Raw genomic sequence first — 14,155 nt, forward strand, 5'->3', positions numbered from 1 at the left:
ACTTAATATGTCAGGGTAACGGTAATACTATCGGTATAAGCACCCGCATTCGGGCTTTGCCCAGCTGGGATTAATCCATAGACAGTGTTGTTAACACTTCCAAGCAGCCCCGTGCCAGTTACCTGCCCCGTGCCTGCAGTGCCATCACCCCATACTGTGGTGTGCGCAACAGTGGTGTAAACGGAGTAGTTAAGCGTCGACGCCCCAAATGTCATTTTGCGTGATGCAAAAGTAGCACCAGTGCCTGCGCCAGCATTCATCGATAGCGTATAGCTGGAAGCACCAGTACAAACGGTAGTAGTGGTACTAGTGGCTGCAAGAGGGGTTGCTGAGTTGGGGTCGTAATTGCCAAAAACTAGGGGAGTAGCAGTGACCAGACAACTTGTGAGAACAGTGGCCGTAACGGCCATAGTAGTTGTCGCAGTGGCGGCACTAGCTTGCGTAGAAGATAAGAACAGGATAGTACTTAAACTTAAAACGATTATTTTTAGTTTTTTTTCCATTTTGCTTCACCTCAAATTAAATTACATTTAAAGGCATGCAATCTGGTCGGTGTCATATCAGTTGTGAACTGAAAAAACGCGACGGCATCGGCTAGAATGTATGTTTATCTCATTGATTTATTTTCCTTAATGCTGACATTTTCAATATCAGCAACCTTAATTGTTACGAGATGTAACAATATTTGGTGATATTGAACCCGATAAAAAAAAATTTCAAGTGAATTTTTACAATCGAATCAGTGTAATGCGCATCTTTGAATAACCAATAAAAAGCCATTCATTATTCAAAGTTATCTATTGCAACTGATCTATATGGTTGCACCACGTTCTAAAACTTCTGCGCCATGTCCTACATCAATATCAGCCTAGACCTATATTCATTCCTGCATAACAAATCATAATTTAATCAGTCCTCTAGAAAATCTAGGGGGTTAATCAAAATATGAATTTTCGTGAAAGGGATTACTATGTCATTAACAACAATTTTACTGATAGTACTTGTACTGGCTCTATTCGGCGCTATTCCAGCATGGCCTCATAGCAGAGGTTGGGGCTATGGTCCAAGCGGTGGTCTTGGACTAGTTGTTTTAATCTTGCTTATCTTGCTGCTAACTGGGCATATCTAACTGCTAGAAAATACCGACCACCTTGCCATCTGCATCAATATCAATGCGGGTGGCACATGGATCTTTAGGCAAGCCTGGCATGGTGACCATGTCGTCACAAATCATCACGATGAATTCAGCACCTGCGCACAAGCGCACCTGTTGAATGGTCACAATATGGCCTGTAGGCGCGCCACTTAGTGTTGGGTCAGACGCAAATGATGATTGCGTTTTAGCGATACAAATCGGGTAATGGCCATAGCCATCTGCTTGCAATTTTTCTATTTGGGTTTTGATTTTGCGTGAAGCAGCGATGTCAGCCGCGCCATAAATCTTGGTGGCGACTTTACGCATTTTTTCCCACAAAGTATCTGTATCGTCATATACATATTTAAGCTTGCTGGTATTCGCTTCGATCTGCTTAACCACTTCGTTCGCCAGGCGCTCTGCACCTGCACCGCCTGAAGCCCAATGCTCAGCAAGTACGACTTTCACTCCCAAACTCGCCATACACTCACTGACAACCGCAAACTCAGCCTCAGTATCGGTAGTAAACTGGTTGATAGAAACAATGCAGTGCAAACCATAATGCTGGGTGATATTTTCTACATGTTTTTCCAGATTAACCAAGCCAGCCTTTAGCGCAACCAAGTTCTCTTGTGAGCAATCTTTCACGTCAACGCCACCGTGATATTTGAGCGCACGTATCGTCGCCACAATCACGCAGGCATCTGGTCTCAGGCCAGTTTTTCTACATTTGATATCAATGAATTTCTCAGCACCCAAGTCAGCACCAAAACCTGCTTCGGTGACCACATATTCCGCGAGCTTTAACGCAAGGCGCGTTGAAATCACCGAGTTGCAACCGTGTGCAATATTGGCAAATGGACCACCATGGATGAATGCAGGCGTGTGTTCCAGGGTTTGTACCAGATTAGGTTTGAGCGCATTTTTCAATAGCACCGTCATCGCGCCATCGGCTTTAAGGTCACGCGCAGTGATAGGTTGGCCTTCAAAACTATAGCCTATAACAATATTGCCCAAGCGCTGTTTGAGGTCATTCAGGTTCTCGGCCAAACAGAAAATCGCCATGACTTCAGAGGCCACAACGATGTCAAAACCGTCTTCCCTCGTCTGCCCATTGGCCTTGCCACCAAGCCCAATCACCACCTGCCGCAATGCGCGGTCATTCAGCTCCATCACCCGTTTCCAGCTGACTTGAGATGGATCTATACCAAGCGCATTGCCTTGATGAATGTGGTTATCAATCATGGATGAAAGCAGGTTGTGCGCAAAAGCAATCGCAGAAAAATCCCCCGTAAAGTGCAGGTTAATGTCTTCCATCGGCACCACTTGAGCATAGCCCCCTCCTGCCGCGCCGCCTTTGGAGCCAAATACAGGGCCCATACAAGGTTCGCGCAAACAAATCATGGCTTGCTTGCCTATGCGATTCAACGCATCGCCCAAACCAACTGTCGTCGTGGTTTTACCTTCACCAGCAGGCGTCGGGCTGATGGCAGTCACCAGAATCAGTTTGCCGTCTGGTCTGCTAAAAATCTCGTTTTGCTGCGCTGTACTCAAACTGGCCATATCAAGCTTGGCCTTGTAATGCCCATATTGCTCAACCACATCCGCTGGCAAACCAAGTGATGCGGCAATCTCAGTGATTTTCTTCATCTGGGCTTGCTGGGCAATTTCAATGTCGCTGGGCATAAGCTTCCTTGAGGGCGTGCAGAGTAATTTCAGTTTGATTATAAAAGACTGTCTGCACTCTATGCCGACTAATTCACGTTTCAATGTAAAATATGTTTATCTACTATTCACCCGTTGAGAGCATTAATGTCCAACCACACAACTCCCGCGCAAAAAGCGCTTACGCTGGCCGAGGCACTGCCGTATATCAAGCGTTTTTTTGATAAAACCATCGTCATCAAATACGGTGGTAATGCGATGACAGACCCTTACCTGAAAGAATGTTTCGCCAGCGACGTGGTGCTGCTTAAACTCGTCGGCATGAACCCAGTTGTGGTTCACGGTGGTGGCCCGCAGATCAATGAAATGCTGGATAAGCTCGGCAAAAAAGGCGAGTTTATCCAAGGCATGCGGGTGACTGACGATGAAACCATGGACATTGTAGAAATGGTACTTGGCGGTCATGTAAACAAGGAAATCGTCAACCTGATTAACCGTCATGGCGGTAAAGCCGTAGGGTTAACAGGCCAAGATGGCAATTTGATTCATGCAGAAAAACTGCTAATGGCTAATAAAGATAAGCCAGAAGAAATGATCGATATCGGCATGGTGGGTGATATTGTCGGTATAGACCCAAGCATTATCAGCTTTCTTGATAGCGGTGATTTCATCCCCGTGATCGCCCCTATCGGCGTAGGTCCAGATGGTGAAACTTACAACATTAATGCCGATGTAGTCGCAGGCAAACTGGCAGAAATCTTGGGCGCTGAGAAATTGATATTACTCACCAACACCCCTGGCGTTCTTGATAAGAATGGCGTTCTACTGACTGGCCTCACGCCCAAGCAGATTGATGAGTTGGTTGAAGATGGCACGCTCTCTGGCGGGATGTTGCCTAAGATAAGCTCCGCACTTGATGCTGCCCGCAGTGGCGTGAAATCAGTCCATATTATTGATGGTCGGGTTGAGCATGCACTCTTGCTAGAAGTCCTAACTGATGAGGGCGTTGGCACGCTGATCAAGGCAAAGTAATTGAGCAACCGTGATAGTGCATCACGCGTCTGGGTTTTCGATCTGGACGACACCTTGCACGATGCGTCCTCTCATATATTCCCCGTGATGAATCGTGCCATGACGCAGTACATCATGGATACGCTGGAAATGGATGAACCTACGGCCTTTAAACTCAGGCAGCACTATTGGCGGGTTTATGGCGCCACCATGAAAGGGCTGATGCGCCATCATGGTGTAGACCCTGCGCATTTTCTGCTTACAACCCACGATGTGCTTGATTTGCCAAACATGGTGTTACAAAACAAAGGCCTGCAGGAATCAATTTTGCGTTTGCCTGGCCGTAAAGTGATCTTCACCAATGCGCCCAGAAAATATGCGCTAGCTGTTCTGGAGTTGCTTGGTATAGCTCATCTGTTTGAAATCGTGTTCAGCGTTGAATCGAGCCGCTACCATCCCAAGCCTTCAATCCGTGGATTCAGGCAGCTATTAAAAAAAATTAAGGCAAACCCAGCTGACTGCGTGATGCTTGAAGACAATGCGCCAGCGCTGATGACTGCAAAACGCATGGGCATGAAGACCATACACATCACAAAAAAACTGCATAAACCAGTGTATGTGGATGCCAGAATTGGCAATGTTCTGGCATTATCAAGGCTTAAAATATAAACGCTTTAACATTCTAAAAAAGCTTAATTCAAAGGAACCAGCATGGCCGGGGAACGTAAACAACAAATACTTGAAACACTCGCCAAGATGCTCGAAGCACCCAAGCGCGAGAAAATCACCACCGCATCACTCGCAGCAAAGCTCGATGTAAGCGAAGCAGCGCTATACCGCCACTTTGCAAGCAAAGCGCAAATGTTTGAAGGCCTGATTGAATTCATCGAACAATCCATTTTCGGCCTCATCAATAAAATCAGCACTGAAGAAACAGATGGCATGAAGCAGATTCAGCGCACCATCACCGTACTGCTTTTGTTTGCCGAAAAGAACCCTGGCATGACACGTGTATTGATAGGCGATGCATTGGTGAATGAAGAAGACAGGCTACAAGTACGCATCAACCAACTCTATGACCGCCTGGAATCAACACTCAAACAAAGCCTGCGTATTGCTGAAACTCAAACGGGCAAACAGTTAGTACCAGAAGCACAGGCAAACTTGCTCATCTGTTTTGTCATCGGTCGCTGGCAACAATTCGCCAAGAGTGGGTTTAAACGTAAACCCATGGAACTCATACAACAGCAACTACCATTACTACTGAGTTTTTAAGCTTCACAGAACATAAACTTAAATGTGCTCACAGGAGGTTTTCAATGAAAATCAAATATTTTGAGGATACAGACACGCTGCATATCAAATTTAACGATGAAGCAATTTCTGTCAGCATCAACCTAGATGAAAACATGCAAATTGACTTGGATGGTGAGGGCAGTGTCTGCAAAATCACGCTAGAGAATGCCAGCCAGAGAACGGATATATCAGAGTTTGCGTTCGAGAAAATAGCTGACTAATCAATCCTTGCATCTCTAAAACATTAAATTTTCAAAATAAAAAGGGCGCCAGTAGCGCCCTTTTTATTTATAACAAATTTTGTTAATTAATGCCGATCATGATCTGGGCCATGGCCTCGACCTGGGCCATCATCGTGTCCGCGATCAGGTCCACCGCGTCTATCTCCATGGTCGTCACGATCATAACGTCTACCGTCATCACCATGCTCATGGTATTCGCGATAACGTGGTGCATAGGTGTTGTTGTACCAGTCATCTCTTACAAAATATACTGGGCGACCACAAGCTTCATAGCGACCGCAGTATTTGCGCCAGTTTTTGGCATGACCTGGAGGCACATGCAGGTAAAGTGGCTCGTATTGTGCTGGGCCTGGTTGAATAACTACAGGCTGCGGATATAAAACCCGAGGTGCTGGATAGCTATCACCTATTTCAATCTGTCCAAAAAAACCTGGTTGACCAACGCTGACTGACACGCCTGCATTGGCATTCGCGGCTAACAACAAACCAGCTAGTAAAAACGTGATACGTTTCATGATGTGCTTCTTTCTCAAAATATTAGTTTCAAACCTGATCATCTCTAAATATTTACAATCAGGATTTGTGAGCAAATATTAGTGGATGGCAAGATGTGGAATCATCCGCGTAGTACTGAATCAGTTGTCAGAATCGTCTGACAAGCTAACTTGACCAACACTCTGAAGATGCTGAGTACCCAGAATTTCCAGCTCCAGCTATGAAGGCATGCTGTGTTTAAGGGCTTCTAATCGCGCCTCGTACACTGCCAGCTTGATTTTTTCAGGCTCAGTTTGGGTTTTGGCAACGGCACCAGCATCTACTTGCATCACTACCTTCAGCGCCATACTTAGCATATCTGCCTCGGGCATTAACACTTGCTCAAACCCAGTGCGACCGCGTGAATCACATTCACAGGCACGTAAAAAATCATTGAATCTTGCTGGCTGGCGGATTGCATCGAGCTCAATCAAAAAAGTCAGCAAGGTTGCAGCGCGCATTTCATGCACCTGATGCATTTTTCCGTGGAACTTGGCGACGATATGCGCGAGCTCTTTGCAATCGTTTGGTACGCGCAAGCGCTGGCTTAATTCTTTGAGCAGTTTGACGCTGCGCTCTTCATGGCCCATGTGGCGCGGCAACACATGGGCTGGCGTAGTGCCTTTACCGAGATCATGCGTAAGCCCAGCAAAACGCACAGGTAGTGAGTAATTCTGTGAAGCAGCATAATCAATCACCATCATCACATGCACGCCAGTATCAATCTCTGGATGATGCAAGGCGGGTTGCGGTACTCCCCACAGGCGATCCACTTCGGGCATGATTTTTTTCAGCGCGCCACACTCACGTAACACCGCAAACATGCGGCTGGGTTTGGCTTCCATCAAGCCTTTTGCTAATTCTTGCCATACGCGCTCTGCGACCAAGGCATCTACTTCGCCATCTTGCACCATTTTCTGCATCAATTTCATGGTTTCAGGTGCTACGATGAACTCGGTAAACCTGGCAGCAAATCTGGCAATACGCAGAATACGTACGGGGTCTTCAATAAATGCATCGCTGACATGGCGCAATACCTTGGCTTGAATATCAGCGACACCGTTGTACGTATCTATTAGTTGGCCGTCACTACCTTTGGCAATGGCGTTAATCGTGAGGTCGCGCCGCGCTAAATCTTCTTCTAGCGTCACATCTGGCGAGGCATACACCTTAAAACCCTTGTAGCCTTTAGCGGTCTTCCGCTCAGTGCGCGCAAGCGCATATTCTTCGTGCGTTTTGGGGTGGAGGAATACAGGGAAATCTTTGCCTACAGGCTTAAAACCAGCGGCTTCCATCTCGGCTGGCGTGCTACCGACAACGACATAATCATGGTCTTTGACTGCTAAGCCGAGCAACTCATCACGCACTGCGCCGCCAACGACAAAGACTTTCATGTGCCTTTACCGTCCGGCAAGTCCACGAAACTTGTTGTAAGCGTTACGTGGATTATCGTTAGCCAGATAGTCAGGAACGATAGCTTCAAGTGCGGTTGGCTGAAAACCAAAAACCTTTGGGAACTCGCCATTCGTCACGCTATCAACCTCCATCGAGTAGATGTTATCTCGCGTCATCAGCTTGATTGGCATTTTCTCCAGAGCATAGGCTTGCAGGTAAGAGAGCTTGTCGTTGAGGCCGACGATCTTGCGTTTTTTACCCAGCAAAAAGACGACGAATTGCACTATCCCTTTAAGGCTGTAGATACGTGGGCCGCCTAAATCATATTGCTTGCCATAGGTATCAATATTTTCAAGGCTGCTCACAAATGCTTGCGCAACATCTTCAACCCAAATCGGCTGAAACTTGGCATCTGGCTTGGCCAAAGCGATCACTGGCATAAGTTTCACGAGCTTGGCGAACAGATTGATAAAGCCATCGCCACGCCCAAAAATCACTGAAGGGCGGAATATCGTAATCTGGGTGTTACCTTGATGCGCCATCAGTGCTACTTCGGCTGCACCTTTGGAGCGCAGATAAGCGCTAGGCGCATCCACACTGGCTTGCAGGGCACTCATATGCAAGAAACGACAGACGCCCAAACGCTCACAGATGCCAAGCAGACGAATCGGTAAATCAGTGTGAATAGTCTTAAAAGTGAGATTTTTGTCTTCATGCAGAATGCCGATGAGGTTAATTACGGCATCGCTACCTGCCACCTGTTGCGCAAGCGCAGCGTCGTTCATCACATCACATTCAATGACTTGCACGTAAGGCAGCAGAATCAAGTGTTTGCTGGCTTCACGACGGCGCGTGAGCACTTTAACGTTATAACCTGCGGCACTCAGCCTGTGCACCAGCGCGCTGCCGACAAAGCCTGAACCACCCAATACACAGATATCTTTAATACGCATATTTACCTTGGCCAGTTTTCTTAATTTGGGTTTTGATAACACTTTTTTTACTATTATATGCAGTTTTGCACTGCTTGATGAAGTTGAGCGATCAGAGCAGTTTTATTGCTCAGCCTCGTCCACCGTTAATGTACCGCCTGTGCCAGCGATGACACCTAATCTTTGTTTTAGTGTTTGCACTTTGGTACCCAAACGTTGGGCATAAAAATAGGCGTTGCCCATTACTTTTTGCACATAGTTGCGCGTCTCGCTGAATGGAATAGTCTCGGCATAAATTGCGCCTTCCATCGGCTTCTCATCCGCCCAGCGTTTCGCGCGGCTAGGGCCTGCGTTGTAGGCTGCGGTTGCCATCAAGGTTTGGTCACCCATCGAATCCAGCACATAACGCATGTAATAAGTACCCATTTGAATATTGGTATCCATCTCATGGATCATGCTGTTGTTATAGGTGCCCCAACCCAGGCGCTTGGCGATCCAATTAGCCGTAGCAGGCATCAACTGCATTAAGCCAGAGGCGCCGACACCAGATTTTGCATAATGCATGAAACGACTTTCTTGCCGTGTCAGCCCGTAAATCCAGGCTTCATCCAGCGACTGATCTTTAGCAGAGCTGCGCACTTTGTCCAGATAAGGCGTAGGGTAACGCAACGCATAATCATGTACAAAAGTGGTCTTATCGGCGGTATTGATGCCTAGGTCGTACCAGCCTTGGCGGATTGCCAATTCAGCCGCAGCGATTTTCTGTCTATCGTCAAAATCGCGTGTTGCTTGTTGCCACTCAATCTTAGCCTCCCAGCGCATATCGAATTTTTGCAGCTCCATTGCACGTTGAATACCCGCCATGCTGGCGACCGTTTTCACCTCATCTTCTGAGGCTTTGTAACTAATAGGCAGGCCCGTCACTACATCACCCAGCTCTTCCATTGCCAGAACACCGTAATAGCTTAGTTCTCTGGAGAGTGGCACCAGAATAATATTCGCGGCTGGTATTTCTTTCTTCTCTTTAAGTGCGCGTGCTTTCCAGTAACGCCAGGCAGACTCGTCCTGTTGGCTTTGAGACATATCAGCGACAGTATCCAGTACCGCATTCCAGTTTTTAACACGCAAAGCGCTACGCGCCTTCCATGCCATTTGTTCGTTATCCAAGGTACCTTTTTGCGCACGCGCCAGCCACTCGTAAGCACCTGGGTCATGCCTGCGGGCAGCATGCAAACCAAACCTGCCCCAAAAATAACTGCGTTCTTCTGATTCAAAGTTTGGCTGTAACTTCTGCCACATATCCAGCGCAATAGTCGGCTGGCTACGCGCCAGTTTATCCAGTGCATACAGATTCAATTCACGCCCGTAACGCGTTTTGTAACTACCCGATTTCTTATCAAGAAATTTCTGAGGATTTTTAACCGCGCCATCTATCGATTTAAGATTTGCAGCATCAATTCCAGGCGCACGTAATGCTATGGCATTAGCCAGCGGTATTTTATCTGCCTGCATGGCAAGCCTAAACCTTGCCCACAGCTCCTCTGCCGTTAATACCTTCGCTGCCTGCATGCGGTCAAATAAACTTGCACAGTTGGCTGGTTGTTCTGTTGCGCTACGCCAGATCGTAAGCCCTTTGGTTAAGGCAGAGGCATCTCCATTTTGCGCCTGATAATCCAGAGCATAGCAAGTGACAGCAATATCCTCGCGTTGCAAATTAGGATATTCAGCCGAGAAAGCCTGCCAGTCGCCACGTTTTGCGAGAATTTTTAACCACTCGCCACGTAGCCGGTCAGTAAAAGGCATGTCGGCATATTTAGTGAGAAAAGCTTGTACGGTCTGGTTATCAGCAGTATTGAGGCGTAACAATAGCAACCAGTAGTCCGCATAAGGCGCCAATATATAGCCTTGCGCCTGCATCTGTTGAGTGTAGTTAGATAAAGCAAAATCGTTTCTGGTCTTGTAAGCATCACGCGCACCATTGAACATGTCGTCAGTATCCATTGCACGAACGGGTGCAATGCTAACAAGAAACAATATGAAAAACGCTGACAAGAATTGCATTGATGACCTATGAAACATGCATGGATATTGGTTCAGACAAGGTTTAGACAGCATGATTCTGAACCAATTAAAAAAGAATAATGCGCCCCATGGAGATGACCAGCAGCGTGATCGCGATCAGCACCAGCGTGAATTTGATGAGCTGCCATGAAAAACGCAAGTAGCGTTTATCGCCAGTCAATAAGTAGATGCCAAAAGAAATTGCGACTGAAATAACGCCTAAAATGCCCAATAATCGCAGTATCAGCATAGGCTGTTAGCGGACAGTCATTAAGCGTAATGTAAGACTGGCGCTACGCCAATCGGGCTTTGAAAACCACTCGGAGCCTCTTCAAAACGGTCAAACGTGGCGTATTCCCAAGCACTCTCGTCAGCCAGCAAAGTACGTAGCAATTGGTTGTTAAGCGCATGACCAGACTTGTAAGCTGTGAATGCGCCAATCAGCGGATGACCGAGTACATATAAATCGCCAATCGCATCTAGCACCTTATGCTTGGCGAATTCGTCGTCATAGCGCAAACCATCGTTGTTCAGGATGCGGTACTCATCCAGCACAATCGCATTATCTAAACTACCGCCACGCGCAAGCCCCATGGAGCGCAGGGCTTCAACCTCATGCATAAAACCAAAGGTGCGCGCGCGACTGACTTCTTTAATATATGAATTATCAGCAAAATCGATCTTCACATTCTGGCCAGAGTGCTCAAATACCGGGTGGTCAAAATCTATCGTAAAATCAATCTTGAAGCCAAAATATGGCTCAAAGCGCACCCATTTGTCGCCGTCATGTACTTCTACGGTTTTCTTGATACGGATGAATTTCTTGGGCACAGGTTGCTCAATGATGCCCGCTTGTTGTAGCAGGAATACGAACGGCCCAGAACTGCCATCCATGATAGGCACTTCACCCGCACTTAATTCAACGTACACATTGTCAATACCTAAACCAGCAAATGCAGACATGAGATGCTCAACTGTCGCAACCCGAACCTCCTTGTGTACCAAGGCAGAACACAAGCGAGTATCGGTGACATAGTGAGGCGCGACTTTGATTTCTGCTGAACCGGGCAGATCGGTTCGGCGAAATACAATGCCGGTATCAGGCGCAGCGGGACGCAAGGTCAATTCAACCTTGTCACCTGTGTGCAACCCAACGCCAGTGGCGCGAATTAGATTTTTAAGTGTTCTCTGTTTGAGCACTGTTTTCTCTTTTCTTTTATTTCTTGAGCTTAATCAACTGCTAAGCTGCAAGAAATAATCTCACTATATTGTTACGAAATGATAGCACATATGCAGCATTTACTGGCACAAAGGCAATTATTTCTCTTTTATAACAAGCACATACAAACTAACAATTTAGCGCTTAATCAGCCTGCTTACGCAAAAATGCTGGGATGTCATACTCTTCAACCCCTTGCATCTTCATGGCTTCAACCTGTGAACGACGGCCATTTGAGCTGAATACAGCTGGTGCTTCATCCTCTACTACACCGCTGTAAATTGGCTGATTGGTCGTACCATCACGTACTTGTGTCATGACGCGCAATTCAGGTTTTTGCTGGCGGCGTGCCATCGCAGCATTCAAACCTGTTGCAACCATAGTCACACGCAACCCATCACCAATAGATTCGTCAAACACGTTACCCACGATGACAGTAGCATCTTCAGCGGTGAACGCCTTGATGGTGTTCATCACATCGTAGTATTCCTTCATCTTGAAAGAACTGCTGGCGGTGATGTTCACTAGAACGCCGCGCGCATTGGCTAGGTTGACATCTTCCAGCAATGGGCTGGCAACCGCTTGCTCTGCTGCGATAATCGCACGATTAGGGCCTGTAGCCATTGCTGAACCCATCATCGCCATACCCATTTCAGACATGACGGTACGTACGTCAGCAAAGTCGACGTTGACCATGCCTGGGCAATTAATGATCTCGGCAATACCAGCAACCGCGTTGTGCAATACGTCATTCGCTGCCTCGAACGCTGCAAGGAAAGGCACATCTTCGCCCAATACTTCCATCAGCTTTTCGTTAGGGATAACAATCAGAGAGTCCACATGGCGAGAAAGTTCTTCCAGGCCTTCTTGCGCAATCTTGGTACGCTTGCCTTCAAAGGCGAATGGCTTGGTAACCACAGCTACTGTCAGTATGCCCATTTCTTTCGCGACTTCAGCGATGATAGGTGCAGCGCCAGTACCAGTGCCGCCGCCCATACCCGCAGCGATGAACAACATATCTGCACCATCAATGATTTCGGCGATACGGTCACGGTCTTCAAGCGCAGCATCACGGCCAACTTGTGGACGTGCGCCTGCCCCTAAGCCTTTAGTAATATCAGTACCAATCTGCAAAATAGTTTTGGCCTGGCTCTTTTTAAGCGCTTGCATATCGGTATTGGCGCAAATGAATTCCACACCACCGACCGCTTTTTCGATCATGTGGGCGACTGCGTTACCACCGCAACCACCGACACCAATCACTTTAATTACCGCCTCTTGCGAGTCTCTATCCATAATCTCAAACATTGTGTTTCTCCTTGGTTTAACTATCTAACGTTTATCTAGCTACTTGCTTCTGCCTGACTACTTTTCTGCCCTACTTTTACTACTGCCTACTACTAAAAATTACCCTGAAACCAGCTCTTCATCTTGCTGAATATCTGGCCAAACGAGTTCGAATCCATCTGCCCTAATAATTGCCGCTCCACCTGCGCCTTGCCCATTAATACGAGGCCGACGCCTGTGGCGTAACGTGGATTGCCAACAACTTCAGATAAGCCGCCCACATAACGTGGCATACCCAAACGAACTGGCATGTGGAAGATTTCCTCACCCAGCTCGACCATGCCGCGCATCATGGAGGAACCCCCTGTGATAACGATGCCAGAGGCAATCATTTCCTCCATACCGCTTCGACGCAGCTCACCGAGCACAAACTCATACAGCTCGACCACACGAGGCTCGATCACTTCAGCCAGCGTTTGTAGCGAGAGCTGGCGGGCTTCACGGCCATCAACACCTGGCACTTCAACCACTTCGCGTGCATCGGATAACTGGCGCAGTGCGCAGCCATACTTGATCTTGATTTCTTCGGCAGACTGGGTCGGCGTGCGGAACGCCACAGCTACGTCATTGGTAATCTGATCGCCAGCAATCGGCACCACTGCGGTATGGCGAATCGCGCCTTGTTTGAACACTGCGATATCAGTCGTGCCGCCGCCGATATCCACCAGGCAAACGCCCAGCTCTTTTTCGTCTTCCGTCAACACAGCTGTGCTTGAAGCCAGAGGCTGCAAAATCAAATCGCTGACTTCTAAGCCGCAGCGCTTGATACATTTGACGATGTTCTGTGCCGCCGCCACTGCGCCAGTGACGATATGCACTTTCACTTCAAGCTTCATACCGCTCATGCCGTAAGGCTCACGCACATCTTCTTGACCATCGATGATGAATTCCTGCGTGAGGATATGCAGAATCTGTTGGTCAGACGGCAGTGCAATCGCTCTCGCGGTTTCGATCACACGCTCAACATCAGCCTGCGTCACTTCCGCATCCTTGATCTTGACCATGCCATGTGAATTCAGGCTCTTGATGTGGCTGCCGGCAATGCCTGTAAACACGGTGCTGATTTTGCAGTCCGCCATCAACTCAGCTTCTTCCAGCGCACGTTGTATAGCTTGCACAGTGGAATCAATGTTGATCACCACGCCCTTTTTCAGGCCGCGTGAGGCATGCTGACCAAGCCCGATCACTTTGAGACTGCCGTCCAGCTGCAACTCAGCCACAATGGCCACAATCTTGGATGTGCCGATATCCAGGCCAACAATCAGATTTTTATCATCCCTAATTTTGCTCATTCGGCGCTCCAGTGTGCTTTGATAGT

Annotated in this window: 15 protein-coding genes; 5 read left to right on the top strand and 10 right to left on the bottom strand. The window is 47.6% G+C overall.

The genetic code is table 11. From position 1 onward, the window contains the following. Positions 1 to 2: 2 nt before the first annotated feature. Positions 3 to 503: a Csu type fimbrial protein gene (locus ZMTM_RS11155; RefSeq protein ID WP_221763918.1), complete on the bottom strand. Its 501-nt coding sequence runs from the start codon at positions 501 to 503 to the stop codon at positions 3 to 5. Positions 504 to 970: 467 nt separating this feature from the next. On the opposite strand from ZMTM_RS11155, the gene ZMTM_RS11160 reads away from it, so the two are divergent. Continuing rightward, positions 971 to 1,129, top strand: coding sequence for a DUF3309 family protein (locus ZMTM_RS11160; protein WP_221763919.1), 159 nt, complete (start codon positions 971 to 973; stop codon positions 1,127 to 1,129). A gap of 3 nt (positions 1,130 to 1,132) precedes the next feature. Here ZMTM_RS11160 and ZMTM_RS11165 read toward each other — a convergent pair whose 3' ends face one another. Then, positions 1,133 to 2,821, bottom strand: coding sequence for a formate--tetrahydrofolate ligase (locus ZMTM_RS11165; protein WP_221763920.1), 1,689 nt, complete (start codon positions 2,819 to 2,821; stop codon positions 1,133 to 1,135). A 126-nt stretch (positions 2,822 to 2,947) separates the two neighbouring features. Between ZMTM_RS11165 and argB the strand changes: the two genes are divergently transcribed. From argB to ZMTM_RS11185, 4 genes are read left to right on the top strand one after another with little or no spacing between them, the layout of a single operon-like run. After that, entirely contained in the window at positions 2,948 to 3,832 is an 885-nt protein-coding gene (gene argB / locus ZMTM_RS11170; protein ID WP_221763921.1) for an acetylglutamate kinase, read from the top strand. Continuing rightward, positions 3,833 to 4,480: a pyrimidine 5'-nucleotidase gene (locus ZMTM_RS11175; RefSeq protein ID WP_221763922.1), complete on the top strand. Its 648-nt coding sequence runs from the start codon at positions 3,833 to 3,835 to the stop codon at positions 4,478 to 4,480. Between the two features lie 42 nt (positions 4,481 to 4,522). Beyond that, a complete protein-coding gene (gene slmA / locus ZMTM_RS11180) occupies positions 4,523 to 5,086 on the top strand; it encodes a nucleoid occlusion factor SlmA (protein ID WP_221763923.1) in 564 nt (187 codons plus the stop codon). Between the two features lie 44 nt (positions 5,087 to 5,130). Continuing rightward, the gene (locus ZMTM_RS11185; RefSeq protein WP_221763924.1) at positions 5,131 to 5,328 is read left to right on the top strand and encodes a DUF2283 domain-containing protein; all 198 of its coding nucleotides are present in this window, start codon (positions 5,131 to 5,133) and stop codon (positions 5,326 to 5,328) included. A gap of 86 nt (positions 5,329 to 5,414) precedes the next feature. Here the strand turns inward: ZMTM_RS11185 and ZMTM_RS11190 are convergent, their stop codons facing one another. From ZMTM_RS11190 to ftsA, 8 genes are all read right to left on the bottom strand, one after another. Then, positions 5,415 to 5,864, bottom strand: a complete 450-nt coding sequence (locus ZMTM_RS11190; RefSeq protein WP_221763925.1) for a hypothetical protein — start codon at positions 5,862 to 5,864, stop codon at positions 5,415 to 5,417. Between the two features lie 198 nt (positions 5,865 to 6,062). Beyond that, a complete protein-coding gene (locus tag ZMTM_RS11195; RefSeq protein WP_221763926.1) occupies positions 6,063 to 7,277 on the bottom strand; it encodes a multifunctional CCA addition/repair protein in 1,215 nt (404 codons plus the stop codon). A gap of 6 nt (positions 7,278 to 7,283) precedes the next feature. Beyond that, complete coding sequence (locus ZMTM_RS11200; protein ID WP_221763927.1) at positions 7,284 to 8,231, bottom strand: complex I NDUFA9 subunit family protein; 948 nt, start codon at positions 8,229 to 8,231, stop codon at positions 7,284 to 7,286. A gap of 102 nt (positions 8,232 to 8,333) precedes the next feature. Beyond that, positions 8,334 to 10,271 carry a lytic transglycosylase domain-containing protein gene (locus ZMTM_RS11205; protein WP_221763928.1) on the bottom strand — a complete coding sequence of 646 codons (1,938 nt, stop codon included), beginning with the start codon at positions 10,269 to 10,271 and terminating at the stop codon, positions 8,334 to 8,336. A gap of 67 nt (positions 10,272 to 10,338) precedes the next feature. After that, positions 10,339 to 10,521 (bottom strand): hypothetical protein, encoded by a 183-nt coding sequence (locus ZMTM_RS11210; RefSeq protein WP_221763929.1) that lies wholly within the window; start codon positions 10,519 to 10,521, stop codon positions 10,339 to 10,341. Positions 10,522 to 10,541: 20 nt separating this feature from the next. Next, entirely contained in the window at positions 10,542 to 11,471 is a 930-nt protein-coding gene (gene lpxC, locus ZMTM_RS11215) for a UDP-3-O-acyl-N-acetylglucosamine deacetylase (RefSeq protein WP_221763930.1), read from the bottom strand. Between the two features lie 163 nt (positions 11,472 to 11,634). Beyond that, entirely contained in the window at positions 11,635 to 12,798 is a 1,164-nt protein-coding gene (gene ftsZ, locus ZMTM_RS11220) for a cell division protein FtsZ (RefSeq protein ID WP_221763931.1), read from the bottom strand. A gap of 92 nt (positions 12,799 to 12,890) precedes the next feature. After that, the gene (gene ftsA / locus ZMTM_RS11225) at positions 12,891 to 14,129 is read right to left on the bottom strand and encodes a cell division protein FtsA (protein ID WP_221763932.1); all 1,239 of its coding nucleotides are present in this window, start codon (positions 14,127 to 14,129) and stop codon (positions 12,891 to 12,893) included. Positions 14,130 to 14,155: the final 26 nt, after the last annotated feature.

It is taken from the genome of Methyloradius palustris (assembly GCF_019703875.1).
Lineage (GTDB): Bacteria > Pseudomonadota > Gammaproteobacteria > Burkholderiales > Methylophilaceae > Methyloradius > Methyloradius palustris.

What these genes read in the sequence shown, in the direction of transcription:
- ZMTM_RS11155 (WP_221763918.1), bottom strand. Translation starts at nt 503, where the DNA reads ATGGAAAAAAAACTAAAAATAATCGTTTTAAGTTTAAGTACTATCCTG.
- ZMTM_RS11160 (WP_221763919.1), top strand. Translation starts at nt 971, where the DNA reads ATGTCATTAACAACAATTTTACTGATAGTACTTGTACTGGCTCTATTC.
- ZMTM_RS11165 (WP_221763920.1), bottom strand. Translation starts at nt 2,821, where the DNA reads ATGCCCAGCGACATTGAAATTGCCCAGCAAGCCCAGATGAAGAAAATC.
- argB (WP_221763921.1), top strand. Translation starts at nt 2,948, where the DNA reads ATGTCCAACCACACAACTCCCGCGCAAAAAGCGCTTACGCTGGCCGAG.
- slmA (WP_221763923.1), top strand. Translation starts at nt 4,523, where the DNA reads ATGGCCGGGGAACGTAAACAACAAATACTTGAAACACTCGCCAAGATG.
- ZMTM_RS11185 (WP_221763924.1), top strand. Translation starts at nt 5,131, where the DNA reads ATGAAAATCAAATATTTTGAGGATACAGACACGCTGCATATCAAATTT.
- ZMTM_RS11190 (WP_221763925.1), bottom strand. Translation starts at nt 5,864, where the DNA reads ATGAAACGTATCACGTTTTTACTAGCTGGTTTGTTGTTAGCCGCGAAT.
- ZMTM_RS11195 (WP_221763926.1), bottom strand. Translation starts at nt 7,277, where the DNA reads ATGAAAGTCTTTGTCGTTGGCGGCGCAGTGCGTGATGAGTTGCTCGGC.
- ZMTM_RS11200 (WP_221763927.1), bottom strand. Translation starts at nt 8,231, where the DNA reads ATGCGTATTAAAGATATCTGTGTATTGGGTGGTTCAGGCTTTGTCGGC.
- ZMTM_RS11205 (WP_221763928.1), bottom strand. Translation starts at nt 10,271, where the DNA reads ATGCAATTCTTGTCAGCGTTTTTCATATTGTTTCTTGTTAGCATTGCA.
- ZMTM_RS11210 (WP_221763929.1), bottom strand. Translation starts at nt 10,521, where the DNA reads ATGCTGATACTGCGATTATTGGGCATTTTAGGCGTTATTTCAGTCGCA.
- ftsZ (WP_221763931.1), bottom strand. Translation starts at nt 12,798, where the DNA reads ATGTTTGAGATTATGGATAGAGACTCGCAAGAGGCGGTAATTAAAGTG.
- ftsA (WP_221763932.1), bottom strand. Translation starts at nt 14,129, where the DNA reads ATGAGCAAAATTAGGGATGATAAAAATCTGATTGTTGGCCTGGATATC.